At 57.8% G+C, this 24292-nt stretch carries 25 protein-coding genes and 3 pseudogenes; 20 read left to right on the plus strand and 8 right to left on the minus strand.

The annotated features are described in order from the left end of the window. Positions 1-509, minus strand: a pseudogene (locus tag HMPREF9162_RS00005) (DNA mismatch repair protein MutS); the annotation flags it as partial. 112 nt (positions 510-621) lie between these two features. On the opposite strand from HMPREF9162_RS00005, the gene HMPREF9162_RS00010 reads away from it, so the two are divergent. The 12 genes from HMPREF9162_RS00010 (at position 622) to HMPREF9162_RS00060 (ending at position 10729) form a co-directional block, all read left to right on the plus strand. Further along, positions 622-906, plus strand: a complete 285-nt coding sequence (locus HMPREF9162_RS00010; RefSeq protein WP_009752490.1) for a hypothetical protein — start codon at positions 622-624, stop codon at positions 904-906. A gap of 152 nt (positions 907-1058) precedes the next feature. Next, the gene (locus tag HMPREF9162_RS00015; RefSeq protein ID WP_009437983.1) at positions 1059-1262 is read left to right on the plus strand and encodes a hypothetical protein; all 204 of its coding nucleotides are present in this window, start codon (positions 1059-1061) and stop codon (positions 1260-1262) included. 48 nt (positions 1263-1310) lie between these two features. Beyond that, complete coding sequence (locus tag HMPREF9162_RS12465) at positions 1311-1481, plus strand: hypothetical protein (RefSeq protein ID WP_009437988.1); 171 nt, start codon at positions 1311-1313, stop codon at positions 1479-1481. Positions 1482-1552: 71 nt separating this feature from the next. Then, complete coding sequence (locus HMPREF9162_RS00020; protein WP_009437979.1) at positions 1553-1828, plus strand: hypothetical protein; 276 nt, start codon at positions 1553-1555, stop codon at positions 1826-1828. 345 nt (positions 1829-2173) lie between these two features. Then, positions 2174-2848 (plus strand): hypothetical protein, encoded by a 675-nt coding sequence (locus HMPREF9162_RS00025; protein WP_009437972.1) that lies wholly within the window; start codon positions 2174-2176, stop codon positions 2846-2848. Between the two features lie 57 nt (positions 2849-2905). Beyond that, positions 2906-3280, plus strand: a complete 375-nt coding sequence (locus tag HMPREF9162_RS00030; protein ID WP_009658827.1) for a pyridoxamine 5'-phosphate oxidase family protein — start codon at positions 2906-2908, stop codon at positions 3278-3280. A gap of 387 nt (positions 3281-3667) precedes the next feature. Next, positions 3668-4333 (plus strand): SIS domain-containing protein, encoded by a 666-nt coding sequence (locus tag HMPREF9162_RS00035; protein ID WP_009350830.1) that lies wholly within the window; start codon positions 3668-3670, stop codon positions 4331-4333. Between the two features lie 202 nt (positions 4334-4535). Continuing rightward, complete coding sequence (locus tag HMPREF9162_RS00040) at positions 4536-6044, plus strand: phosphoglucomutase (RefSeq protein WP_009437981.1); 1509 nt, start codon at positions 4536-4538, stop codon at positions 6042-6044. A gap of 173 nt (positions 6045-6217) precedes the next feature. Further along, a complete protein-coding gene (locus tag HMPREF9162_RS00045; protein WP_009752483.1) occupies positions 6218-7939 on the plus strand; it encodes a GGDEF domain-containing protein in 1722 nt (573 codons plus the stop codon). A gap of 116 nt (positions 7940-8055) precedes the next feature. Beyond that, on the plus strand, positions 8056-8454 hold the full coding sequence (locus HMPREF9162_RS00050) for a hypothetical protein (protein WP_009437985.1): 399 nt from the start codon (positions 8056-8058) through the stop codon (positions 8452-8454). A gap of 64 nt (positions 8455-8518) precedes the next feature. Continuing rightward, a complete protein-coding gene (locus tag HMPREF9162_RS00055; protein ID WP_009437984.1) occupies positions 8519-9022 on the plus strand; it encodes a DUF805 domain-containing protein in 504 nt (167 codons plus the stop codon). Positions 9023-9133: 111 nt separating this feature from the next. Further along, positions 9134-10729: a DUF805 domain-containing protein gene (locus HMPREF9162_RS00060; protein WP_009752489.1), complete on the plus strand. Its 1596-nt coding sequence runs from the start codon at positions 9134-9136 to the stop codon at positions 10727-10729. A gap of 86 nt (positions 10730-10815) precedes the next feature. On the opposite strand, the gene gyrA is transcribed toward HMPREF9162_RS00060, so the two are convergent. Beyond that, positions 10816-13263 carry a DNA gyrase subunit A gene (gene gyrA, locus HMPREF9162_RS00065; protein ID WP_009752474.1) on the minus strand — a complete coding sequence of 816 codons (2448 nt, stop codon included), beginning with the start codon at positions 13261-13263 and terminating at the stop codon, positions 10816-10818. Between the two features lie 181 nt (positions 13264-13444). Between gyrA and HMPREF9162_RS12910 the strand changes: the two are divergent. The 3 genes and pseudogenes from HMPREF9162_RS12910 to citC form a co-directional block, all read left to right on the plus strand. After that, positions 13445-13516, plus strand: a pseudogene (locus HMPREF9162_RS12910) (DNA-binding protein); the annotation flags it as partial. A gap of 41 nt (positions 13517-13557) precedes the next feature. Next, positions 13558-14340 carry a Fic family protein gene (locus HMPREF9162_RS00070; protein ID WP_217490375.1) on the plus strand — a complete coding sequence of 261 codons (783 nt, stop codon included), beginning with the start codon at positions 13558-13560 and terminating at the stop codon, positions 14338-14340. A gap of 28 nt (positions 14341-14368) precedes the next feature. Further along, complete coding sequence (gene citC / locus HMPREF9162_RS00075; protein ID WP_009437989.1) at positions 14369-15415, plus strand: [citrate (pro-3S)-lyase] ligase; 1047 nt, start codon at positions 14369-14371, stop codon at positions 15413-15415. On the opposite strand, the gene HMPREF9162_RS00080 is transcribed toward citC, so the two are convergent. From HMPREF9162_RS00080 to HMPREF9162_RS00095, 4 genes are all read right to left on the minus strand, one after another. Beyond that, entirely contained in the window at positions 15409-15987 is a 579-nt protein-coding gene (locus HMPREF9162_RS00080; RefSeq protein WP_009437980.1) for a hypothetical protein, read from the minus strand. The genes citC and HMPREF9162_RS00080 overlap by 7 nt on opposite strands. A gap of 498 nt (positions 15988-16485) precedes the next feature. Then, complete coding sequence (locus tag HMPREF9162_RS00085) at positions 16486-16965, minus strand: dCMP deaminase family protein (protein WP_009350842.1); 480 nt, start codon at positions 16963-16965, stop codon at positions 16486-16488. 21 nt (positions 16966-16986) lie between these two features. After that, positions 16987-17664: an MgtC/SapB family protein gene (locus tag HMPREF9162_RS00090; protein WP_009350843.1), complete on the minus strand. Its 678-nt coding sequence runs from the start codon at positions 17662-17664 to the stop codon at positions 16987-16989. A gap of 257 nt (positions 17665-17921) precedes the next feature. Next, positions 17922-18425, minus strand: coding sequence for a CYTH domain-containing protein (locus tag HMPREF9162_RS00095; protein WP_009437971.1), 504 nt, complete (start codon positions 18423-18425; stop codon positions 17922-17924). A gap of 144 nt (positions 18426-18569) precedes the next feature. Here HMPREF9162_RS00095 and HMPREF9162_RS00100 point away from each other — a divergent pair, with 144 nt between their 5' ends. From HMPREF9162_RS00100 to HMPREF9162_RS00110, 3 genes are all read left to right on the plus strand, one after another. Beyond that, positions 18570-19922 (plus strand): LCP family protein, encoded by a 1353-nt coding sequence (locus HMPREF9162_RS00100; RefSeq protein ID WP_009752482.1) that lies wholly within the window; start codon positions 18570-18572, stop codon positions 19920-19922. Between the two features lie 29 nt (positions 19923-19951). After that, positions 19952-21193 carry an NADP-dependent malic enzyme gene (locus HMPREF9162_RS00105; protein ID WP_009350846.1) on the plus strand — a complete coding sequence of 414 codons (1242 nt, stop codon included), beginning with the start codon at positions 19952-19954 and terminating at the stop codon, positions 21191-21193. Positions 21194-21432: 239 nt separating this feature from the next. Further along, complete coding sequence (locus HMPREF9162_RS00110) at positions 21433-21786, plus strand: helix-turn-helix domain-containing protein (RefSeq protein ID WP_009437992.1); 354 nt, start codon at positions 21433-21435, stop codon at positions 21784-21786. Here the strand turns inward: HMPREF9162_RS00110 and HMPREF9162_RS00115 are convergent. Next, positions 21781-22335: an NAD(P)H-dependent oxidoreductase gene (locus tag HMPREF9162_RS00115; RefSeq protein WP_009752480.1), complete on the minus strand. Its 555-nt coding sequence runs from the start codon at positions 22333-22335 to the stop codon at positions 21781-21783. The genes HMPREF9162_RS00110 and HMPREF9162_RS00115 overlap by 6 nt on opposite strands. Positions 22336-22686: 351 nt before the next feature. On the opposite strand from HMPREF9162_RS00115, the gene HMPREF9162_RS00120 reads away from it, so the two are divergent. Then, positions 22687-22968 carry a type II toxin-antitoxin system RelB/DinJ family antitoxin gene (locus HMPREF9162_RS00120; protein WP_009437968.1) on the plus strand — a complete coding sequence of 94 codons (282 nt, stop codon included), beginning with the start codon at positions 22687-22689 and terminating at the stop codon, positions 22966-22968. Continuing rightward, complete coding sequence (locus HMPREF9162_RS00125; RefSeq protein WP_009437976.1) at positions 22961-23239, plus strand: type II toxin-antitoxin system YafQ family toxin; 279 nt, start codon at positions 22961-22963, stop codon at positions 23237-23239. The genes HMPREF9162_RS00120 and HMPREF9162_RS00125 overlap by 8 nt, the downstream gene beginning before the upstream one ends. Positions 23240-23300: 61 nt before the next feature. Here HMPREF9162_RS00125 and jag read toward each other — a convergent pair. Continuing rightward, a pseudogene (gene jag, locus HMPREF9162_RS00130) lies at positions 23301-24292 on the minus strand (RNA-binding cell elongation regulator Jag/EloR).

Below are 24292 nucleotides of genomic sequence, written 5' to 3' on the forward strand. Positions count from 1 at the left end.
GTCGCCGTGAGCGCGCGGGCAAGCCGATCCCGCCCTGCGAGCGTGCGCGCGCAGCACAGGTACTGATAGAGCGACGCCGTACCGAAGATGTGCAGATCCGCATCGGGCGGACGCTTCGCCTTGCGGTACTGCGCCCCCGTCACTGGCTCGCTTTTCCACGTCCCCGCGAACCGCGCCAGATACCCCGCCACGACCGAAAGATACGCCTCCATGAACCGCCGCCGCCTCTCCAGGCGGGCGTGCCGCGCCACGAGCACGGCAAAGAGGACGACGAGGAACAGCCCGAGCAGCATCTCTCCCGCCGCTCCGCGATCATATCCGTGGATCAGCGCCGCCCCCGCCGCCGGGAACACAAGCGTACGCGCGAACACGAGCCGCCGATGCTCCCTGCGCAGGGATGCCGCGAGCATGAGTGCATTTTCCCATGCGTTTTCATAAAAATCTTTCTTCAAAAGGACGCCTCTCCTTCCAATCTTTTTGTAACAATGGCAACGTATATTATAAATCATCCGCACCAAAAAAGACAGTGCGGGCGCCGTATCATAATCTGACCGGACGAATCGTTCGCCCAAAAGAGATGTTTTTCATGATGGCTTTTGGAACGCCGGAAAGCTCAACCTGATGAGCGTCCTCATGATCATCTTCACGGTCATTGAGCTGCGCAAAAAGACCGACCGGCATCACGAGATCATCCTCTATCGGGAGGGCATCGCCATTCGGAATGAAACGGCGGGGGAGGAATACTTCGCGCCCAAAGAAGCGATCTCCTTTTCACGGGATCTCGCCGCCGATACCGTCACCATCCGCGCCGCAGCGCTGCCGCACACCCTCGTGCTGCGGTTCGGCACCGGCATCTTCTCCGATGAGGGCGTGCTGCAAAACAATCTCGAACGATATTTCTTCTAACGGCGCGCCGCCTATGAGGAGCTGCTGCATGAGGGAACTGTGCAGCAGTCCCTTTTCGCATCCGCGGAAATTATAATACGCGCAGCAATCATGTTTCACACGTGCACAAAAGGAAAGGAGCCGCATGATGTTCGGAGGCAGACCAATACAGCATGTCCATCCGCATCCGACAAAAAGACGGTCGACAAAGCAGCACCTATTACTTTTCACCGGGCGTATATAATCCCGCCAAGGAATTATACTCCGCGCAGTCGGACATTGAGGACGCGATGCGGCGCACCGCCGTGCTTCTCGAGACCATGCACATCCCCTATGAAGTAACAGAAAAAGAAGAATGGCGCCCGTTCCTTTTGTGACGCGGCACCCGCCGAATACTTATGAATACGGAGGAGGAGCAGGGGACTATGACCGCTGAAGACAGCGCAGTTCGCCGCCTAGAGGCGGCAATCGCAACACTGAATGTGCGGATGCGCGGCGCTGCCGGGGATCTCGACTACGAATCCTATCTGCACGAAAAGCGCACCCTTGAGCGTGCGCTCCATTCCCTCAAGCAGAGACAGCAGCAGACAAAATGAAACCGGAATCATTTCATTCTGATTTCAGCGACATATGATAGACTGAACATACGAAAGAAAGGAAGATACCTATGTCACAGCGTATGACGATGGAAGAAGTCCTCAAAGAATACGGCGTACCGCAGCTGCGGCTGGATGTCCATGCGGCGCGCAGCGACCTGCTGAAACTCCGCGAGAAGCTCATCGCGATCCGCGATCTCTCCGACGGGCGCGAACAGGGCTATCTCGACATCGACTGCAAACTCTACATTGACGTTGACGATATCGACCGCTATTTGTCGGGAGAGCTTGATACGGTGGGGGAGATTTATGCGTTTCCCGAAGATGTGAAGTCTTATAAGGAGTGACGCGGGATTTTGGCGCATAGCTGTGTCATTTTCGTCAAACGCTTCGTCGACGTAGGGCTCATCTACGCCTTCCTCGCGTTTTCCTCAATTCCTTGCTCTGCATCCAGACTTCCGCGTCACTTACTGTACGGTTTGATCTGCGGGATTTTGGCGTATAGCGGTGTCATTTCATACGGCGATTCGTTATGCCGCCCTAAATCGTTTGAGGGCTCAGCCGCGCGGCGTTTGCCGCAGCGATTTTTAAGCGCCGCTTTTTTGACAAGGCAAATGCCAAGCGGCGCCGCCGCGGGACAAATAGACGTAAACATCATACACCGAATTTTACATAAAAAAGGAGAATCATAAATGAACCTCAAGAAAATCCTCGCCGCCGCGATGATCACCTCCATGACCGTCGCAGCCGCACCGATCATCATACCGAACGCCGTGCAGGGTGTCCTCATTTCAGAGGCGGAGGCAGCCCGCGGCGGCGCCCGTATCGCACCGCGCTCCGCCCCCGCCGCACCAAAGGCGGCACCCGCACAGCGCGGCAGCGGCAAATCCGTCTCCGGCAACGGGGGCAGCTACGCCCCCTCCAAGAGCGCAAATGATCTCGGCAAGACCGCTCCGAACGCCGCCAAGCCCGGCACGGCGGCGGGCACGGCAAACGCCGCAAGGAGCGGCACCGGCTGGGGCAACGCCCTGCGCAGCATCGGGTTCCTCGCGGGCGGAATGCTCCTCGGCTCCATGCTCGCCTCCATGTTCGGGCTCGGCAGCGGCTTCCTCGCCGACATCCTCGGCGTCCTTGCAAACGTCGCTCTCGTCTTTATCGCTGTCATGGCGATCCGCTGGATCTGGAACCGCTTCCGCGGTCGTAAAGAAGAGGAGAACGTCTACCGCAGTGCCCCGCGCAGGCAGGACATCGCCCCGCGTCCCACCGTCACCGACATCCGTCCGCAGGGCGTCTCCGCTCCCTTGCCGACCGATATAAATATGGACGACAGCCCCCGCAGCATCGCCGACCGCTATCGCAATCGCTAAAACGAGAATGCACCTAAACTGCCCGCGAGGGCGGTTTTATCCATAAAGGAGATCGCTATGCTTCCTGAAAAATTCTTTGACTGCCTGAAATATGAAGGCGTCGTCGCCATCGGCACCGCCTCCGCAAGCGGCGAAGCACATATCGCGAATACGTGGAACAGCTACCTGATCGTCACGGACGAGGAGCAGATCCTCATCCCGGCGGCAGGGATGCGCAAGACCGAGAAGAACAGCAAAGAGAACCCCCATGTCGAACTCACACTCGGAGCGCGCGAAGTCGAGGGATATATCGGCCCCGGCACCGGATTTCTGCTCACGGGAACCGCATCCTTCCTCAAAGAGGGCACATTATTCACCCGCATGAAAGAAAAATGCCCCTTTGCCGCACGCGTCCTTGTTTTCACCCCGGAAAGCTGCCGCCAAACACTATAATTTCACAGCATCACTGCATCTAAAATGACCGCCGGGCGCTTGTATTTCGCACGGCGGTCTTATTTTTCCTCTAAAACCGTCTGTAGGAAAATAAATAAAAATCAATTCAATAAAATAAATATAAATATCTATAAATAAAGATAAATAGCCTTAAATTCGATGGAGATCCTCCCTCTGAACAGTGCAAAACATTCGTATTCTGTTGCTGCACGCATATAGATCCCGGGAAGCCCCCGCGTATCGCCCCCGGCAACTGCCGGGTACAACGTATCGCCGCCGGATATAACACTGCGTGCGCCAAGCCCCCGTTGCCTCTCTCCTCTTGAAAAAGCCGGCCGAGCCGCTATAATAGAAGGTACAGTAAGAATCATAAAGGAGCATAACATCATGGTCAAACCATCCACCTATGCCGCCGTTGATACGCTCATTGCACGCTATCCCGCACTCGAGGGATGCGGCACCGATATCCGCGCGGCAATCACGGCGCTCTGCGAATGCTACCGGGCGGGCGGCAAGCTCATCGTCTGCGGCAACGGCGGCTCCGCCTCGGACGCCGAGCACATCGTCGGCGAGCTGATGAAAGGGTTCCTCCTGCCGCGCCACCTCGATGAGGCAATGCTCGATAAGCTTCACGCGGTATGTGACGCGAAAGATCCGCGCGCCGTCGATTATTTCATGCAGAACTTACAGGGTGCACTGCCTGCGATCTCGCTGCCTTCCCAGCTCGCCATCAGCACGGCGTTCTCAAACGACCAGGCGCCCGATCTGACGTTTGCGCAGCAGGTATTGGGGCTGGGGAAGGAGGGGGATATACTCCTCGGCATTACGACCTCGGGCAATTCAAAGAATGTCATCTATGCATTTGAGATCGCAAAAGCACTCGGTCTTACGACGGTCGCTCTCACCGGAACACCCGGCGGGCGCGTCGCGGCAGACGATCTTGCGGATATCGTAATCAAGGCGCCCGCAAGCGAGACGTACGTCATTCAAGAATATCATCTGCCGATCTATCATGCGCTGTGTATAGCTGCCGAGGAGGAATTCTTCGGATAGACGTGAGGCGCGATCTTTGCGCACAGCGTTGTCATTTGTCGAATACTTCGCTTGACGTAGCTCTTAACTACGCCGGCGCTCATATTCTCCGCATTCCTAGCTGTGCATCAAAGCTTGCGCCTCACTCAGGTTGCGGCTATGATGCGGGACTTTGGCGCACAGCGATCACGCTTCACTGTACCGATAAACAAGGAGGATGACCATGCCCTTAACCCACGCCGACTTCATGAAGCTCGCAAACGGCAGCGACATCCGCGGCGTCGCCGTTCCCGGCGTTCCGGGCGAGCCCGTAACGCTGACCCCGGAGGCGGCGAACCGTATCGCGGCCGGCTTCATCCGCTTCCTCGCGGAGCAGACGGGCAAGCATCCCGACGAGCTGCGCATCGCCGTCGGGCACGACTCGCGCATCTCCGCGCTCGCCATCAAGGACTGCGTGCTGACGGGCATCACCCACACGGGCGCACACGGCATCGACTGCGTACTCGCCTCGACGCCCGCCATGTTCATGGCGACCATCTTTGAGGATACTGCCGCCGACGGATCCGTCATGATCACCGCGAGCCATCTCCCGTACAACCGCAACGGGCTGAAATTTTTCACCCCGGCAGGCGGCACGGACAAAGAGGATATCATCAAAATCCTCACATACGCATCGGAGGCGGAGGAGGCGCACGGTACGCTCGACCATGTGATGAAATTTGACCTCATCGGGCGTTACAGCGAATATCTCGTGGACAAAATCCGCACGGCGCTCGGCGGCGGTGCGCAGCCGCTCACAGGAATGCATATCGTCGTCGATGCGGGCAACGGCGCGGGCGGCTTTTTCGCCGGCCGCATCCTCACCCCGCTCGGCGCGGACACGACGGGCAGCCGCTACCTCGACCCGGACGGGCGTTTCCCGAACCACGTGCCGAACCCCGAGGATCCCGCCGCCATGCGCGCCGTCAAGGAAGCCGTCATCGAGTCGGACGCCGACCTCGGGCTCATCTTCGACACCGATGTCGACCGCATGAGCGCCGTACTCGCAGACGGCACGGATATCAGCAGGAACGCCCTCATTGCCATGATGGCGGCGATTCTCGCCCCCGACTATCCGGGCAACACCATCGTCACCGACTCCGTGACCTCCGACGGGCTCACCGAGTTCCTCGAAAATCATCTCGGGCTCAAACATCTCCGCTACATGCGCGGCTACAAGAACGTCATCAACGAATGTATCCGCCGGAATGAAGCAGGGGAGGTCTCCCCGCTCGCGATTGAGACCTCGGGGCACGGCGCGCTCAGTGAGAACTACTACCTCGACGACGGCGCGTATCTCGCGGTGAAACTCCTCATCGCCGCCGCAAAAGCGCACAGCGAGGGGCGCACTCTCGCGGATCTCATCGCCCCGCTGCGCGCCCCCAAGGAAGCGCGCGAGCTGCGCATCAAAATTGAAGGCGCGAACGATGTAAAAGCATACGGCACGAAGGTTCTCGCTGCATTCGAGCAGCGCGTACGGGATGCGGGTCTCTCGATTGCCGCCCCCTCCTACGAGGGCGTACGCGTCGTTTTCCCGGACGGCTGGGCACTCCTGCGCATATCCCTGCACGATCCGAATATGCCGCTCAATATCGAGTCGAACGCCGAGGGCGGCGCAGATGAGATTGAACGGCGCGTTAAATCATTTCTTTCCGGCTTTGACCATATCAATCTATCTTGTTTTAGCGTATAGTACAGAATACTCCTACCACGCACTGCCTTCTTCAATAGAGAGGCAGTGCGTTTTTCATAAAAAGGATATATTTTCTGCTTGGACTGTGCTATAATGAAAAAAATATGTAAATATATCTGCAATCAAATTAATGTTCTTATTGGGGAGAATATGGCAGCCGGGGGGATGCCTGTATGAACAAGATTGTATCTTTCCCGCGGGGCAATTGGATTACCCTGCTTTCCGTTACATTGCTGACACTCATCGTTGCCTCGGCATGGCATACACTCAAGACACCGCTCGATCCCTCGATCCGGGCGGAGTATGCGTACATCGAGGGCGAACCGGACTATAAGGATGTCATTGGATTCCGTGCGGATCGCTACGATTGGCACCCTTATGATTTTCCGGTGCCGCCAAAGGTGCCGAAGGGAACGACGACCGTTTATATTTCGTTTGAGATTCCGGTTTCGGCACGGTTCGTCGGCGATCACATCCTTTTCACAACGTCAAATCAGGATGCCTATGTTTACGCGGACAACGATCTCGTCTACACACACGGCGATTGGTCGTCGCTGCTCGACACGCGCGGGCGTGCGTTTCACTATGTGCACTTTGACAGCAATCTCGCGGGCAAGCGCCTGACCATCATGCTGCGCAGCTCCGATCCGAACTGGCTGGGAAGCATCGGCTATCTCGCATTTGGCAACGAGGGGAACCTGATACGCAAACTCAGTACGACGGATGCCATCTACATCTCGAGTTTGTCGATTGCCGTCACGCTGATCATGCTCCTCCTCATGGGGCTCATGTGGCGCGACTCGACACACAGGCGAAAGACCCATCTCTATCTCATCACATTCCTCGGCGTCTTTATCCTATGGACGGCGGGAACCTCATCGTTCTTTCCCCGCGTCTTCGGCATGAGCCACCTATGGTGCGAGCTCCATCTCGTCACGCTTTATATCCTGCCGCTTTCCGTGATCCCGGTCATCCGGGAGATCGTCTCGCCGCGCTTCATCGGGCGGATCCAATCGACCTGGCGCATCTTTGTCCTGGTCTTTGCCGTCTCATCGCTGACCGAGATTGTCGGTCTGAGCGGCTATACGAATTTCCTCTACATCTATTATCCGGTTCTGCTCGTCGGGTTCCTCGTACTCATCCACGCCGTGATCCGTTCGAGCTGGAAGCATCACCCCGCGTGCCGCTACGCCTCTTTGACGCTCATCTCGTTCGTCATCTTCGGCGGCATCGACGCCTATCATTGGGAGTACCATCAAACGGCGGTCATGCTCGCAACGACGGTATTTTCCGTCTATACGACCCTGCCGTTCATCTTCTTCCTCATGCGCGAGCAAATGCTGAGCGACGCAAAGCTCGCCCGCGAGAATACGGAGCTATCGCAGGAGCTGCGCGAGTCGCAGGAAGAGGCGGTGCGGGACGCACTCACGGGCTGCTATAACCGGCTCCAACTCCAAAAAAGTTTCGATGCATTTTCTGCGCTTGCCAATGAGCGCGGATTCAAATTCTCGTTTGCGATCTTTGATGTGGATCATTTCAAGTCGGTCAACGATACGAAGGGGCATCTCGAGGGTGATAACGTACTCAAAAAGATCGCGCGCACCGTACACGACGAGATCGACCGCCGCCATGTGTTCATCCGCTACGGCGGCGACGAGTTCATCCTGCTCGCCCTGCACTATGATCTCGAGACGATGGCCGCATTCTGTGAGGATCTGCGCCGCAAACTCGAGGTCGCCCTCGCCGGTGTGACCATGAGCTTTGGCGTATCCACATGGCACGGGAACAAGGATCGCCTGCGCGCCCTCATCGACCGCGCCGACCGCGCTCTCTACGTCTCCAAGGAAAAGGGGCGCAATGCCGTCTCCTCTGAGGACGAGGAGATCGGCGGCTAGAAATTCTCCATACGCCAAAGGTCATCCGCAGCAAACTGAGGCGGGTGACCTATTTGATTGAAAATTTTTCATGCTGCAAGCCTTCGGAACGGCTTGCGGCACCGGGAGGAGTCTTTATGCATACGGTATCGTCCCTGCGCTTTTTCACCACGGCGGGTCGATTGTCCCGGCGCAGTTTTGCCCTGACGCTCGCCGCACTGTTCGGCGGGACGGGGCTTTTTCTCACGTTTTATAACAATCTGGCTCTCCCGATCGTCTACGGTGTCTCCGCTTCTTTCCCCGGTGAGCCGCTTCGGGCATTCCGGCTCCTCAACACCGCAAGTTCTCTGCCCGCATTCTTCATCGGTCTGTTCCTCTTCCCGCTGCTCGCCGTCCCCGCCGCCGTTCTCTCATTCCACAATGCGGTGCCGAGCCTGATCTCCGCTGCGCTCGTCTCACTCACCGTCCTCTGCTGCATCGTCAGTATTGTCAGTATCGCCCGTTTGCTCCAAAAGGACACCCGACAATACATTTGAGCTGCGTCACGTTTCTATGGTATAATGACAAACATACGATCATCGTATTATGAAAGGAGCTATTATGCACACCATCGACAACGGAATCAAGGAGAACTTCTTCAACTATGAAGGACGGCTCAATCGGAAACGCTATCTCTTCCGCAACCTTGCGCTGTTCGGCATCGGCTTTGCACTTTACATCATCATCATGATCCTCTTTATAATCGCCGCCGGCATCCAGCCGCAGCCCGCACAGAACGGGGGGGCACTTACGGCGGCGATGCTCGGTCTATATGGTCTGTTCTTCCTGCTCTGCCTGCCGCTCACGGTCTCCGCCTACATGCTGATGATCCGCCGTCTGCACGATCTCAATATGTCGGGCTTCTTCTGCCTCCTGAATTTCGTGCCGCTCGTCAACATCGGCCTCGGGCTCTACCTGTTCTTCAAAAAGGGAACCGAGGGCGACAACGACTACGGTTCCGATCCTCTCGATATGACGGGGTATGTCTACGGCGAGACTGCGCCCGCAGTGCCGGAGCATAACGACAATCCCTACGCCCGCACAGATACCGCGCCGAAAGAATAATATCATATGAAACGAGGGGGTGCCGCACGAGTTTGTTTCGTGTGACACCCCTTTGCTTTTCCTCTGCACAACTTTTAATGTTTTCACGATACCGTAAATGAAAGGATTCCCATGCACCCGATCGACCATGGCTTCCGCGCCCACTTCTTCGCGTGGCGCGGCCGTCTCAACCGCATGCGTCATTTCAAGCGGCAGCTTGCCGTCTTCGGCCTCATGTGCGCAGCTATGCTCCTGCTTGCCTCCGTCTTAGATCTGCTCAGTCCGCATTTGCGCCATAGTGAAATCGTCACATGGATCATCATAGCTCTCATGGGGGTCGTGGTACTTACATACGCTGTATCCAGTGTCATGCTCCAGATTCGCCGCCTGCACGACCTTAACCTGTCAGGCTTCTTCCTGTTGCTCCGCCTCGTCCCGTTCGTCGATGTCATCCTCTGTCTGTATCTCATATTTGCAAAGGGAACGGAGGGCGACAACCGGTTCGGCCACGATCCGCTCGGATCCGCCGACATACGCGATTTCACGAAAGAACCACCCCCCGTATGCGCCGCCCCCGGCACACCCGCCACACAGCAAGGCGAAAATCACAATAGGCACACAAAGAAGGGAGAATATATCCCCCTTGATCTTTTTTCCCGCAGCGGCAGACTCTCGCGGCGTGATTTTGCACTGACCGTCGGCATCCTATTCGGGGGCTCCGGCCTCATATTCCTGCTCCTAGAGGTGCTCTCCATTCCTCTCATCTACTACGTCGCGGCATTTTTCTTTCGCGATATGACGACCGCATTCTGGACGATGATGACCGGCGCTTGGTTCATCGCGTGTATCGCCGTTTGCCTCGCCCTGTTGACGCTCTCGCTCCCCGCCGTCATTCGCCGCCTGCACGATATGAACTGCAGCGGCTGGCTCGCCCTGCCGCTCGTCCCGTGCTCGCTCATCATCCTTGGGCTCACGCTCGTCTCGTCCCTCCTAAGCATCGGCATTACCTTGTCGGTGATGATCAGCGGCACCCCGACCGGATACATCGGCGGATTCCACTTGACGACTGATATGAATGATATTCTCGCCGGCTCGATTTTTTTCATCGTTCTCATATTTATGGTCACCCTTCCGCTCCTATCAGCCTACGCTGCATTTCTCTTCTTCAAAAAAGGCAGTCCCGCTGAGAACCGCTGGGGGGCTCCGTCTATCTCTAATAAGCTCCCGCCTATGCGCGCGGCCTTCCTTTCCACGAACGGCAGTATCGAGCGCAGACCGTTCATCGTACAAACGCTGTTGCTCCTTACTGCCGCGGGCATCATCGTCCCAATTGCCCTATATCTCGTCAGCGTTCCGATATTCTTTATCCTCATAGGGCTCGGCGTCCTGCCATTCGGCACACATATGCACCTATTCGCCATGGCTCCGGCGCTTTATCCCATCGCTGCGCTCCCGCTCGTCATCCGCCGCCTGCGCACGCTTGGACGCAGTCCCTATGAGGCGGTCTTTGTCTTCGCTCCGCTCATTCCCATTCCCTTCGCGCTCTTGCCGATATCGGAATCCTTCGGTATCCTGCAATTTATCTCATTCGCCCACGATATACCGCTCCGCAGGCTCCTCGACCCGCTCGTCGTCGCGCCAACCGACGGCTCTCTCATGTTCGCCGCATTCTCCTTCGTCTGTGCCGTCGCCGGCATCATCGGCATCGCCCGACTCGTCAAAAAATGAAAATTGAGCCCCAACGAAAAGAACGGAGCCGACGCACATTTTCGCTGTGCATCGGCTCCGTTTTCTATGCGGTTTTTGATATTTTCTTATTCCATCGGCGGATCGACGGTCATGTTCATGGTTGCCATGGAGGCGACGCGGTCGTTCTCGGCGATCGTCATAAGCTTGACGCCCTGCGTGTTGCGGCTGATGAGGGAGATCTCGTCGACCGTGGTGCGGATGACGATGCCCTCGGTGGTGATGAGCATCAGCTCCTGGCTGCCGCGCACGACGCGGATGCCGACGACGGGACCCGTTTTCTCCGTGACCTTCATATTGATGAGGCCCTTGCCGCCGCGCGTCTGCGTGCGGTACTCGTCCGCCGCGGTACGCTTGCCGTAGCCGCCTTCGGTGACGGTGAGCACCTCGGAACCGCTCTTTAGGATGTCCATGGCGACGACCTCGTCCCCGTCGGAGAGGGTGATGCCGCGCACGCCGCGCGCGATGCGTCCCATGGAGCGCACGCCGTCCTCGGGGAAGGTGATCGCCTTACCCAGGCGCGTGCCGAGCATGATGCGGTTCTCGCCGTCCGTGAACTTCACGCCGATGAGCTCGTCGTCCTCGTCGAGGTTGACGGCGCGCAGGCCGCTCTTACGGATATTCGCAAATTCGGCGAGCGGCGTCTTTTTCACGACGCCCTTGCGCGTGCCGAGGAAGAGGAAGCGGTCGGGCTTGAACTCGCGCACCTGAATGACGGCGGTGATGCGCTCGTCCGCTTCGACGGCGAGCAGGTTGACGATCGCCGTGCCCTTCGCCGCGCGCCCGCTCTCGGGGATTTCGTACGCCTTCAGGACAAAGGCGCGCCCGCGGTTCGTAAAGAAGAGGATCTCGTGATGCGTGGTCGTGATGAGGAGGTCGCTCACGACGTCCGTTTCCTTCGTCCCCATGCCCTTCACCCCGACGCCGCCGCGCCGCTGCCGGCGGTAGGTGTCGAGCGGGATGCGCTTGATGTAGTTGCTCATGGTGAGGGTGACGACGACGTCCTCCTCGGCGATGAGGTCTTTGATGTCCATCTCGCTCGCGTCGAAGGTGATCTCCGTGCGGCGCTCGTCGCCGTACTTGTCGCGCACCTCGATGAGCTCGTTTTTGATGATGGCGAGGACTTTATTGCGGTCGGCGAGGATGCTCTTGAACTCTTCGATCGCGGCGAGGACTTCTTGATACTCCTGCTCGATCTTTTCGCGTTCGAGTCCCGTGAGACGCTGGAGACGCAGATCGAGGATCGCCTGCGCCTGTTTTTCGGTGAGCTTGAAGCCCTCCATGAGCGCGGTGCGCGCGATGTCGGCGGTGCGGCTCTCGCGGATGGTCGTGATCACGGCGTCGAGGTGGTCGAGCGCGATGGTCAGTCCTTCGAGGATATGGGCGCGCGCTTCCGCCTTTGCGAGCTCGTACTGGGTGCGCCGCGTGATGACGGTCTCTTGGTGACTAATATAATGCCCAAGGACTGACCGCAAATTCATGATGACGGGCTGTCCGTCAACGAGCGCGAGCATGATGACGCCGAAGCTGTCTTGGAGCTGCGTGTGTTTGTAAAGTTGATTGAGGATGACGTTCGGCGCGCTGTCGCGGCGCAGCTCGATGACGATGCGCATCCCGCTGCGGTCGGATTCGTCGCGGAGATCCGTGATGCCGTCGATCTGCTTGTCGCGAACGAGCTCGGCGATTTTCTCAATGAGACGCGCCTTGTTGACCTGATACGGGAGCTCCGTGACGATGATGCGCGGCTTGCCGTTCGACATGGTCTCGATGTGGGCGCGCGCGCGCATCTTGATGACGCCGCGTCCCGTGGTATATGCTTTGCGGATCTCCTCCGTGCCGAGGATGAGTCCTGCCGTCGGGAAGTCGGGGCCTTTGATGACGCCCATCAGCTCCTCGACGGTCGTGTCGGGGTTGTCGATGAGCATGAGCGTGCCGTTGATAACCTCGGTCATGTTGTGCGGCGGGATGTTCGTCGCCATGCCGACCGCGATGCCCGCCGTGCCGTTGACGAGGAGCTGCGGGAACTTTGCCGGCAGGACGGTCGGTTCTTTCTCCGAGCCGTCGTAGTTGTCCGTGAAATCGACCGTTTCCTTATCGATGTCGCGCAGCATCAGCTCCGAGATTTTCGACATGCGCACTTCGGTGTAGCGCATCGCCGCGGCGGAGTCGCCGTCGACCGAGCCGAAGTTGCCGTGTCCGTCGGCGAGCATGTAGCGCATGGAGAAATCCTGCGCCATGCGCACGATGGCGTCGTAGACCGAGCTGTCGCCGTGCGGGTGATATTTACCGAGCACTTCACCGACGATACGCGCCGATTTTTTGTACGGCTTCGTGCTCGTCATGCCGGAGCCCTGCATCGCGTAGAGGATGCGGCGGTGCACCGGCTTTAGCCCGTCGCGTACGTCCGGCAGCGCGCGCGCCACGATGACGCTCATCGCGTAGTCGATGTAGGAGTTCTTCATCTCGTGCTCGAGATTGACCGGGACGACGCGGCCCTCTCCAAAATTCAAATCCAAAATGTCACCTCTTCGTGTTCGTCTCATAAAAATCCACGGTCATTATAGCATTTTCGCGGGGAAAAGTCTACGCACGAGGCGACCGGATTGCCGACAACGGCAAAAATATCGGATTTTATCATTTGTATTACGTTGTTTTCTTGCCGATTATATCCTATAATAAGAAATATGGAGGTAGTTTATGACGTATGTATCGGTGGCGGAACTGGCGAAAAAGTGGGGGATCTCGGAGCGCACCGTGCGCAATTACTGTGCGGCAGGGCGTATTCCAAACGCCTTTATCACGGGCAAGACATGGAACATCCCCGCGGATACGCAGCGTCCGGGGCGCGCAAATGCGAGGTCAACCACGCCGAAGAATCTGGCGGAGGTGCTGCGCGCAGAAAAAAAGACCGCGTCAAGGGCGGCATCTATCATAAGATACAAATCGAATTTACCTATAATTCCAATCATATCGAGGGAAGCCGCCTGACACACGACCAAACGCGTTATATTTACGAAACGAACACGATTGCCGCAGAAACCGGAGCGGTCAATGTCGACGATATCGTGGAAACGGCAAACCACTTCCGCTGTATCGACCTCGCCATCGAGCAGGCAAATTACGCACTGAGCGAAGTTTTTATCAAGACGCTCCACCGAACGCTCAAGACCGGAACCCGCGACGCACGCATAGGGCGGTTCCCGGCGGGCGCGTACAAAACGCTGCCCAACGAGGTCGGCGGGCGCCGTACCGCGGCGCCGGAAGAGGTGCCGGAACGCATCCGGGCGCTGCTGCGCCGCTACCGCATCGTGAAGAAAAAAACATTCGAAGACCTCATCGCGTTTCACTATGAGTTTGAAGCGATCCACCCGTTCCAGGACGGCAACGGACGCGTGGGGCGGCTGATCCTGCTGAAAGAATGCCTCCGACACGGCATTGTTCCGTTTATCATCGACGAAGACCTAAAAATGTTCTATTATCGCGGGCTGCGCGAATGGACGTCGGAACGCGGCTATCTGATAGATACCTGCCTTTCGGCGCAGGATAAATTCAAGGCGTATATGGACTATTTCCGCGTGCCGTACGGGAAATAGACCCGAGTATATAGGAAAGGCGGTCACTATGTCTAACATCATCCATATCGCCCCGGACGACACGGCGGGGATAAGTGCCGTGCGCGCCCTCTTAGAGCACGAGGGGCTGCGGCTCGACGCGCACGTGGACTACACCTGCGCGATCCGCGATGCGGACGGCACGTTCATTGCGACGGGGAGCTGCGCGGGGAATACCCTGCGCTGTTTTGCCGTCGTCACCGAACACCGCGGCGAGGGGATGCTGCGCCGTCTGCTCGATCACCTCATGGGCGTACAGGCGGCACGCGGCAACGAGAGCGTCTTTCTCTATACGAAACCGACGACCGCACCGTATTTTAAGCAGCTCGGATTCTACGAGGTCGCGCGCGTGCCGAACCGCGTGGTCTTTATGGAGAACCGCCCCGACGGATTTTCCGGAATGCTTGCCAAATGGAAGGCGGAGACACCCGCCGGCACGTATGAGAATATCGGCGCGGTCGTTCTGAATGCGAATCCCTTCACACTCGGGCACCAGTATCTCATCGAATACGCCGCCGCGCGCAGCGACCTCCTGCACGTCTTTATCGTCAGTGAGGACGTGAGCTTTTTCCCCGGCGCCGTGCGTGAACGACTTGTGCGGGCGGGCACGGCGCATCTGCCGAATGTCGTCTGCCACGCGAGCGGTCCCTACATCGTCAGTCAGGCGACGTTCCCGAGCTATTTTCAAAAGGATGAGGACGAGGCGATCCGCGGACATGCGGCGCTCGACCTCGTTGTCTTTACAGAGATTGCCGCCGCACTCGGCATCACGCGCCGCTTCGTCGGCGCGGAGCAGGCGAGTCACGTCACGAGCCTCTACAACGACAGTATGCACCGCCTCCTCCCGCAGGCGGGCATCACCTGCGAGATCATCCCGCGCAAGGAGCATGCGGGCGCGCCCATCAGCGCATCGAGCGTCCGCACCTGCATCCGCGAGGGACGCATGAAAGAGCTTGCCGATCTCGTCCCCGCGCCGACGCTTGCCTATCTGACGTCCGAGGAGAGCGCCGATGTACGCCGTGCAATCCGGCGCGCCGAGAACGTCATACATTATTGACCGCCCCAAAATAACAGAACACTGCATGAAAAAGCTGCCGCATGACAAATACGGCAGCTTTTCTCGTCTATAAATATTATGCTGCGCCGCGGAAAAACCAGTTCGAAAGAACGGGCGTCCCTCCTAAATAATAGAATAGCCCCCATATGCCCCAGAAAACGGCGACGCTCACCCCTGCCCGCGCTTTTCCATACCGTCAAAAAATATCGCAGAAGCAGTAGCGCGACCAGTTGAATCACGATGTACGACACCACGAGAATCGTAATCTCAAACAGCCGATCTTCCAGAAGCTCCGGCTCCACCAAAAGGAGCGCCGCGCCGTACAGGAGGAAAACCCCGCCCCCGGCAGCGAGACAGAGCCGTCTCCACGGGATTTCCTTGACAATAGGAACAAACGGAACGATCACCAAAATCGCGGGAACGGCGACCCCGACGCCGTATGCGCCGCCCTTGCCGCACGCAATCAGCGTATAGACAGCGAGAAATATCAAATCAAAGGCAAAATAAAACGACACCGCCATGTAAACGGCCAATGAAATACAGCGCATCCGATCCGAAGCATCTCGATCCATTTCCTTTCCTCCATAGATGCAGCACATCGGGTTGGAACTCTGCGCCCCCGCAGGATTCGACGAATAATGACGCTAGGCACAAAAATCCCACCTCTCATCACCGCAACGTAAGTGACGCGGAAGTTTGGATACACGGCTAGGAATGAGGAGAATGCAAGTGACGGTGCCTTCTTATGAACCCGCAGCAATCCACGCCGCCCCCGTAGGGGCACGGCGCTGCCGTGCCCTCAAGCTCGCTATGGCGGCGTAACGTACTGCTGCATAAACTGACAACGCTAGGAACGAAAATCCCGCCTCTCAATACCGCAACTTAAGTGACGCGGAAGTTTGGATACACGGCTAGGAATGAGGAGAATGCAAGTGACGGTGCCTTCTTATGAACCCGCAGCAATCCACGCCGCCCCCGTAGGGGCACGGCGCTGCCGTGCCCTCAAGCTCGCTATGGCGGCGTAACGTACTGCTGCATAAACTGACAACGCTAGGAACGAAAATCCCGCGTCACGTCTCCACCGGCGTGAACGACACCGGCACCTCCGTCAAATCCGTCTCCATCCGCCGGCACACAACGCCCGCAGAGGCGAGCATCCGCTTCGATGCCTTCGTGCTGTCGGTGGCGGCGTATTTATCGGAGAGATAGACGACCTCGCGGATGCCGCTCTGGATGATGGCTTTGCAGCACTCGTTGCACGGAAAGAGCGAAACATAGATGCGGCAGCCCTTGAGCGATGTGCTCGCGTTGAGGATGGCGTTGAGCTCAGCGTGGACGACGTAGGGGTATTTTTGATCGGCGAACTCACCCGTCCGCCCCCACGGGTACTCGCTGTCATCGCACCCGTTCGGCATCCCGTTGTAGCCGACGCCGACAATGTGCTTATCCTCGTTGACGATGCACGCGCCGACCTGCGTGTGCGGGTCTTTGCTCCGATAGGCGGAGAAAATCGCGATACCCATAAAATACTCGTCCCATGTGATGATCATTGTACTTCCTCTTTTCCACAATCAAGCCACATCCACGCGGAGCACCCCGTCCACCTGCCGCAGCGCATCCACAATAAAGGCGGGTTTGATGTTCTCCGTGTTAAAAACCTCAAAACTGACGTAAATGCGCCGCTCTCCCGCCTGCGGCGCCTCGTCTTCGTCCGTATGCACCTTCACTCCGCGCGAGCGCAGATGCAGATCCTCGATGCACGCGCTGATGCGCATGATCTGTCCCGGGCGGTCGACCGTGTGCACCGAGAGCGAGAGCAGGCGGTCGCTGTCCACCCACGCATCGAGCCGCGAGAGATTGCCGAGGACGAGGAACACGATGAGCGTCGTCACCGTCGCGCTGAAGTAAAATCCCGCGCCGACCGCGAGTCCAACGCCCGCCACAACCCAAAGGCACGCCGCCGTCGTCAGCCCCGTGACGGTCAGCCCCTCCTTCATAATCGCGCCCGCCCCGAGGAAGCCGATACCGCTGACAACCTGCGCCGCGAGCCGCGCGGGATCGGCGTTCGTCTTGCCCTCGACGTTGTCATAGAGCGCCTCGGACATGATCATGATGAGACACGAGCCGAGCGAGACGAGCATGTTCGTTCTGAGACCCGCCGATTTGTGCCGCATCTGCCGCTCGTAGCCGATGATGCCGCCCATGATGCACGAGAGCACGAGCCGCAGACAGATTTCCCATTCTTGCATATGTAAAAATACCTTTCCGATGAGAGCAAAACATAAAATTAACACATTGTCATAAGTTATCCCCAGCTGTGTAAAAGTCTGTGGAAAAAATTGTGTAAAAGCCCGAAAACGCCTTTATCCACATATCTTTGCACAGTGTGGATAAAAAATCCGAACGATGCTCCGATTTCTGTGGATAATGTGGATAAAGCAGTGGATAACCCTATATATAGAATCTGAAAAGTATCTGAATCCTATATTTTGTAGGGAACCTCATCTCACTTATCCACAGACCGGAGTGGATGAACACCGCGTTCCTCCGCTGTCCACAGCGTATAGGGGTGCGCGATCAGCGACGAATTGTAGTAACGTTTTTCACCCGTAACTTCTCTTGTTATCCACTGAGGGAGGTCGATTTTCTCCTGCTCATCGCCGAGCTCCACCTCGGCAACGCAGAGCCCTGCGTTCGCCCCGTGAAAGATGTCGACCTCCCACAGATGCCCCGCGTGCGGGATCCGGCAGCGCGTTTTCTCCACAAGAGGCGCATCGCAGAGCGCGAGTAATTCCCGCGCGTCGGCGGCGGGGATCTCATACTCGAACTCCGCGCGCGCGGCACCGACGTTTTTCCCCTTTATCGTCAGATAAGCACGCTCTCCCGCGACGCGCACCCGCACCGTCCGTGCGGGATCGCGCGAGAGATACCCCTGCGCGATCGGCGTTCCGGCAGCATCCGGATGAAAATCCTCCCGCACAAGAAATTTTCGCTCGATTTCAACCCCCATGAGAACCGCGTCCCTTCTATGAATACTTGATGAAATAGGTTGCATAATGGCGCCGTTTGCTATATATTATTGTGATACCAAGGGAATATTATATAGTAGTATAATCTAGAATGACGTGAAAGTGCAAGGAGAACAGTTAAACCATTGAGCAAATTACCACCTCCGCTCCGACCGACAAGACCAAAGAAACGTATCTGGCCGTTTGTCGTCCTCGGTACGATCTTCATCTTTGTCCTTGCGGCGATCGCGGGCGTGTTCTTCGCCGAGAGCAGTCTGCTCGACAAGCGCAGTGACACGCAGCAAAAAGAAGAGCTCCTGACCGCCAAGGACAAGGCGACCATCATGATCATGGGCGTCGACGAGCGCGCGGACGACGTGGGACGCAGCGACACGCTCATGGTCGCGACCATCGACCCGGCGAAAAAGGAGACGGCGCTCCTCTCCATCCCGCGCGACACACGCGTCGCCATCCCGCGCAACGGCTACGATAAAATCAACGCCGCCTATGCCTACGGCGGCGAGAAGCTCACACAGCGCACGGTCGAGGATTTCCTCGGCATCCGCATCGACCATTATGTCATCATCAACACGCACGCCTTTCAAAAGATCGTCGACGCCATCGGCGGCATCGACATCAACGTGGAAAAGCGCATGTACTATGAAGACCCGTGGGACGATGACGGCGGTCTCATCATCGACCTGCGCCCCGGGATGCAGCACATGGACGGCAAAACCGCCGTCACCTACGTGCGCTACCGCGACGAGGAAGGGGACATCGGGCGTGTCCGGCGTCAGCAAAAGTTTATGAAGGCGTGCGTCGACGCCATCACCACACCCGCCATCCTCCCGCGTCTGCCGGGCATTATCAGCAGCGTCATCGACAGCGTAAAGACCGATCTCTCCCTGCGCCAGCTCCTCGAGTTCGCGGGGACACTGCGCGAATCCCAGGCGCACGGTCTGCGCACCGAGATGGTTCCCGGGCGCCCGATGTATATCGACGAGGTGAGCTACTGGATTCCGAATATGTCGGAGCTCCGCCGCTCCATGGCGAGCAACCTCGGCATCGTCCTCAGCTCCGCCGAGCGCAGCCGCATGGAACGCGCCGTGCGCGAGTACGAGGAATCCATCCCGGCGGGCGCCACCGAACTCCCGGCAGGCGACACCTCCGTCGGGCGCGCCGTCAGTGCCGACGAGGCGCGCGGAGAAAAGAACGGCAAAAAGGATGCGGAGGACAAAGACGCCAAGAGCGGCGGCAAATCCTCCAAATCCCGAACGCCGGGCAGTTCCTCCGCCGCATCGGGAAAGGACGGAGACACATCGTCCTCCACCCGCACGCGTGGAAGCACCGGCGGCAGCACATCGACAGAGTCACCGGACACCGGGCGCCATGCCTCCTCGCGCGAGAACGGCAGCGGCACCGACGCGCGCAGCTCTTCCGGCGGAGCGCAAAGCAACGCCCCCACACGGGGCACTGCCGGCACCGGGAAACAAGAGTAATTTAGGAGAAAGAAAGGAAGTCCATCACCATGGCAAGCAAATTTGATGCAGAAGCACTCGACCTCCACAAGAGCCACCACGGCAAACTCGCCGTCACCCCGACCGTCCCGCTGACCTCGCGCGACGATCTCAGCCGCGCCTACACACCGGGTGTCGCGGCGCCGTGCCTTGCGATCAAGGACGACCCCGAGAGCATCTACGACTACACGACGAAGGGCAATATGGTCGCCGTCGTCACCAACGGCACCGCCGTCCTCGGGCTCGGCAACATCGGCGCAGGCGCAGGACTCCCCGTCATGGAGGGCAAATCCATCCTCTTTAAGGGATTCGCCGGCGTCGACTCCGTCCCCGTCTGTGTGAACAGCCCCAAGGTCGAGGACGTTGTAAAGGTCTGCCAGCTCATCGCCCCGACTTACGGCGGCATCAACCTCGAGGACATCAAGGCGCCCCAGTGCTTTGACATCGAAAACGAGCTGAAGAAGACCCTCGACATCCCCGTGTTCCACGACGACCAGCACGGCACCGCCATTGTCGTCGTCTCCGCGCTGCTCAACGCGTACAAGTACCTCGGGCGCGACCTGCGCACCGCGCGGATCGTCATCAACGGCGCAGGCGCTGCAGGACAGGCGATCGCGCGTCTCCTCTTTGCGTACGGCGCAACCACCGTCGTCCTCTGCGACACCACGGGTGCGATCTACGAGGGGCGCCCCGAGAACATGAACCCGTACAAGGAGAGCATTGCAAAGGTCTCCAACCTCCAGAAAGAGCGCGGCACACTCGCCGAGGTCGTGAAGGGCAAGGACATCTTCATCGGCGTCTCCGCCCCCGGCAGCCTCACGCAGGAGATGATCAAGACCATGAGCCCGGAGCCCGTCGTCATGGCGATGGCAAACCCCGTCCCCGAGATCCTGCCCGACGAGGCAAAGGAAGCGGGCGCGCGCATCGTCTGCACGGGTCGTTCCGACTTCCCGAACCAGGTCAACAACCTCCTCGCATTCCCCGGCATCTTCCGCGGCGCCCTTGACGTCCGTGCCAAGGAGATCAACGAGGAGATGAAGATCGCCGCCGCCGGTGCCATCGCGTCCCTCATCCCCGAGAGCGAGCTCAACGAGACCAACATCATCGCGAGCCCGCTCGACCCGCGCGTCGCCCCGACTGTCGCCGCCGCCGTCGCAAAGGCAGCACTCGAGACGGGTGTCGCACGCAAGACAGACATCACACCGGAGGATGTGGCAAGGCATACGCGGGAGCTGTTAGGACAGAAAGTGTAAGGCGTGAGCCGCGATCTTTGCGCACAGCGTTGTCATATCGGTGAACGCTTCGCTAGGAGTAGCTTTTTACTACGCCGTCGCTCGCGTTCACCTCATTCCTAGCCGTGCATCAAAGTTTACGGCTCACTCACTGTACGGTGTGGCGTGACGCGGGATTTTCGCTTTTCACTTGGCTATACAAAAAAGGACACGATGAAACGTGTCCTTTTTCTATCGGTAATGATTACGGGAGAGATTTTATGAAGGAAGCAAGCTGTATCCCACAGGGAACAGAAATCGAACGTACCGGATTTCACTATACACTGTCGCTGATCGGCGGTAAATATAAAATGGCTGTGCTCTACCTGCTCGCAGAACACGACGCCCTGCGGCACAACGAGCTGCACCGCCGCATTACGGGCATATCGTTCAAGACCCTCGCCTCCGTACTGCGCGCACTCGCCCGTGACGGACTCGTTGCGCGGACGGAATACCCGCAGATTCCTCCCAAAGTAGAGTATGCGCTCACACAGCGCGGACGCTCGCTGATCCCCATCCTCTACATGATGTGCGATTGGGGGGAGCGCCACCGCAATATGCGCAAAACCCTATGACAACGCCGCCGCAAAGCGGGCATATTCCTGCGCGCTCGCCTCAACCTCCCACGCAGGCGAGCTGTAATCTTCGCCCGGCACATCTTCGGCGCCGTAGAAGACAAAGAACGGTCGGTAATCCGCGCGGCAGTAGATGCGCAGCATCGTTTCAAACGGTGCGAGGAGTTCCGCGAGCGTATAGTGATAGCGGCCGCCGCGGTCATAATCCTCCGCGCGGATGCCGGTACTGACAGCAAGAGCGATTTTGCGCCCCGCGAGCTTGTCCCCGCCGTTTCTCCCATAGGCCCATCCGTGTGTCAGCACCGTATCAAACCATGCTTTGAGGATCGGCGGACAGAAAAACCAATAAAACGGGAACTGAAAGATCAAGCTGCCGTGCGTCTCAACCAAATGCTGCTCGCGCGCCGCATCAATGCGGCCGTCCGGATAGACGTCCGCAAGCATATGAATCGTATATTGATCGGGATACTTTTGCAGCTCTCTGAGCCAGCGTTTATTGATCACAGAGTCTTTCAGCGCGGGATGCGCCGCAATAACGAGTGTTTTCATCAAAGCGCCTCACTTTCTTCTCGAAGAAAGTATAGCGCCGGCGCACCGCGGTGACAAGAACGCACCTTTGCGCACAGTACTTACCTCGGAGAAAGTATTCGACATGATGCGGCACAAAACAAAGATATGTTTTCAAAAAATTAACATCTCATTGCAGGAAAACCACATCCGCTTAACGAAATCAAATACAACAAAAAATGACGATTTCGATATTATTTCTGATAAAATCCGGATGATCCTTCGCTTGTTTCAGGCACGGGAAAAGGAGATATAAACCGAAGATATTCATCGCTACAGTTGTATTGCGGTTCTATCACAAACGTGATACAATCGAAAAAGGGAGATGATACTATGCCAAAGACAGAGACACTGCATATCCGTGTGACACCTGACCTGAAAGAGGATGTGGAAACGACCCTGCGTCCATTGGGGCTGTCCACGGGTGAAGCGGTGACGATTTTCCTGCATCAGGTTCTCCTGCATCGCGGACTGCCGTTCCCGGTGCAGACACCGCATTACAATGCACGGACGCTAGCCGCTATGGAAGAGGCGCGCGACATCGCGGAGGGGCGCATCCCTGCGAAATCCTATCGCTCGGCAGAGGAGTTCATCGAGGATATTCTTCATGCTTGAAATCAAGCTCACTGGGCAATTCAAAAAAGACTTAAAGCGTATAGAAAAACGCCGCTATGATTTATCGTTACTGACCAATGTTGTCAATGCGTTGGCACGCGGTGAAAAATTAGCGTCGCGGTATCGTGATCACGCATTGACGGGGAATTTTAAGGGCTATCGTGAATGTCATATCGCTCCGGATTGGCTGCTCATTTACTTCATCAGGAACAACCAACTCGTCCTTACACTGTCGCGCACGGGGACACATGCCGACCTGCTCAATATATGACAATATAAAAGGACAACCCATGCGGATTGTCCTTTTTTGATGGCACCGATTCTTAAAGATGTTATTCAAACGATGCATCTTCATATCCGCCGCGGTTATAGCGGCGGCGCTTGGGAACGATGACGACGTAGCGGCGAGGATTCTCGCCGGCGCTGTAGGTGGTAACACGGCGATTGTCCTGGAGCGCCATGTGAATGATCTTGCGTTCATGGCGGCTCATGGGTTCGAGACGGATCTCTTCGCCGATGCGGCATGCCTTGTCCGCGAGATGTCCCGCGAGGCGCGTGAGGGTCTCTTCGCGGCGCGCGCGGTAGTCCTCGACATCGAGGATGATGCGGGTATAGCCGCTGCCGGGATTCTTGTTGACAACGAGATTGGTAAGGTACTGGAGGGAGTCAAGCGTCTGTCCGTGCTTGCCGATCAGAATGCCGAGGTTGTCTCCCTGCATGTTGTAGACGAGTCCGATGGGGGTTTCGCTGGGGATGAGGGTGACGGTGAGTCCCATAGCGGCAAATATTTCGCTGAGGAATCCTTCGGCGCGGGCGCGCATCTCGGGCGATGCGGGAATGAGCGGCAGTTCGCCCTCTCTCTTGGCACGTTCTTCGTACCGCGGGCGGTCATAGGAGGGGCGATCCTCCTGATGGCGTCGTGCAGAGCGTTCGCTGTTGTCGCGGTCATAACGGCTGCGCCGCTCGGGACGTTCCGTGCGCTCAGGATGCACGGCGGATGTATGGCTGCCTTGCTCCGGTTTTGGAGCGCGGGCAGTGCTGCGAAGGTCGGTATGGAAACGTTTCTGTGGACGCGGGAATTCGTCTGCCGCTGCGGTGACGGTGGGGCGGGAATATTGCTCGTTTCGCTGCGCTGCGCCGGGATGACCGGGCGCGTCGTGACGCGGATGTGCGCCTCGCGCTTGCCCCAGAGTCCGAGGAATCCGCTCGAGGGTTCCTGTATGATTTCATAGGTGACTTCGCTGCGTCCGCAGCCGAGCTTGTCGAGGGCGGCGGCAAGTGCGTCTTCTACGGTTTTTCCTGTGCTTTCTACGATTTCTGCCAT

The organism is Selenomonas sp. oral taxon 137 str. F0430 (assembly GCF_000183625.1).
In the GTDB taxonomy this organism is placed as follows: domain Bacteria; phylum Bacillota; class Negativicutes; order Selenomonadales; family Selenomonadaceae; genus Centipeda; species Centipeda artemidis.

Bases quoted from the DNA above. Each gene is read 5' to 3' on its own strand.
- HMPREF9162_RS00035 (WP_009350830.1), top strand. From the start codon at position 3,668: ATGGTCAAACCATCCACCTATGCCGCCGTTGATACGCTCATTGCACGC.
- HMPREF9162_RS12465 (WP_009437988.1), top strand. From the start codon at position 1,311: ATGACCGCTGAAGACAGCGCAGTTCGCCGCCTAGAGGCGGCAATCGCA.
- HMPREF9162_RS00115 (WP_009752480.1), bottom strand. From the start codon at position 22,335: ATGAAAACACTCGTTATTGCGGCGCATCCCGCGCTGAAAGACTCTGTG.
- HMPREF9162_RS00125 (WP_009437976.1), top strand. From the start codon at position 22,961: ATGCTTGAAATCAAGCTCACTGGGCAATTCAAAAAAGACTTAAAGCGT.
- HMPREF9162_RS00105 (WP_009350846.1), top strand. From the start codon at position 19,952: ATGGCAAGCAAATTTGATGCAGAAGCACTCGACCTCCACAAGAGCCAC.
- HMPREF9162_RS00080 (WP_009437980.1), bottom strand. From the start codon at position 15,987: ATGGATCGAGATGCTTCGGATCGGATGCGCTGTATTTCATTGGCCGTT.
- HMPREF9162_RS00025 (WP_009437972.1), top strand. From the start codon at position 2,174: ATGAACCTCAAGAAAATCCTCGCCGCCGCGATGATCACCTCCATGACC.
- HMPREF9162_RS00015 (WP_009437983.1), top strand. From the start codon at position 1,059: ATGTCCATCCGCATCCGACAAAAAGACGGTCGACAAAGCAGCACCTAT.
- HMPREF9162_RS00045 (WP_009752483.1), top strand. From the start codon at position 6,218: ATGAACAAGATTGTATCTTTCCCGCGGGGCAATTGGATTACCCTGCTT.
- HMPREF9162_RS00085 (WP_009350842.1), bottom strand. From the start codon at position 16,965: ATGATCATCACATGGGACGAGTATTTTATGGGTATCGCGATTTTCTCC.
- HMPREF9162_RS00010 (WP_009752490.1), top strand. From the start codon at position 622: ATGAGCGTCCTCATGATCATCTTCACGGTCATTGAGCTGCGCAAAAAG.
- HMPREF9162_RS00050 (WP_009437985.1), top strand. From the start codon at position 8,056: ATGCATACGGTATCGTCCCTGCGCTTTTTCACCACGGCGGGTCGATTG.
- HMPREF9162_RS00040 (WP_009437981.1), top strand. From the start codon at position 4,536: ATGCCCTTAACCCACGCCGACTTCATGAAGCTCGCAAACGGCAGCGAC.
- HMPREF9162_RS00020 (WP_009437979.1), top strand. From the start codon at position 1,553: ATGTCACAGCGTATGACGATGGAAGAAGTCCTCAAAGAATACGGCGTA.
- HMPREF9162_RS00095 (WP_009437971.1), bottom strand. From the start codon at position 18,425: ATGGGGGTTGAAATCGAGCGAAAATTTCTTGTGCGGGAGGATTTTCAT.
- HMPREF9162_RS00055 (WP_009437984.1), top strand. From the start codon at position 8,519: ATGCACACCATCGACAACGGAATCAAGGAGAACTTCTTCAACTATGAA.
- citC (WP_009437989.1), top strand. From the start codon at position 14,369: ATGTCTAACATCATCCATATCGCCCCGGACGACACGGCGGGGATAAGT.
- HMPREF9162_RS00060 (WP_009752489.1), top strand. From the start codon at position 9,134: ATGCACCCGATCGACCATGGCTTCCGCGCCCACTTCTTCGCGTGGCGC.
- HMPREF9162_RS00070 (WP_217490375.1), top strand. From the start codon at position 13,558: ATGGAACATCCCCGCGGATACGCAGCGTCCGGGGCGCGCAAATGCGAG.
- HMPREF9162_RS00030 (WP_009658827.1), top strand. From the start codon at position 2,906: ATGCTTCCTGAAAAATTCTTTGACTGCCTGAAATATGAAGGCGTCGTC.
- HMPREF9162_RS00110 (WP_009437992.1), top strand. From the start codon at position 21,433: ATGAAGGAAGCAAGCTGTATCCCACAGGGAACAGAAATCGAACGTACC.
- HMPREF9162_RS00120 (WP_009437968.1), top strand. From the start codon at position 22,687: ATGCCAAAGACAGAGACACTGCATATCCGTGTGACACCTGACCTGAAA.
- HMPREF9162_RS00090 (WP_009350843.1), bottom strand. From the start codon at position 17,664: ATGCAAGAATGGGAAATCTGTCTGCGGCTCGTGCTCTCGTGCATCATG.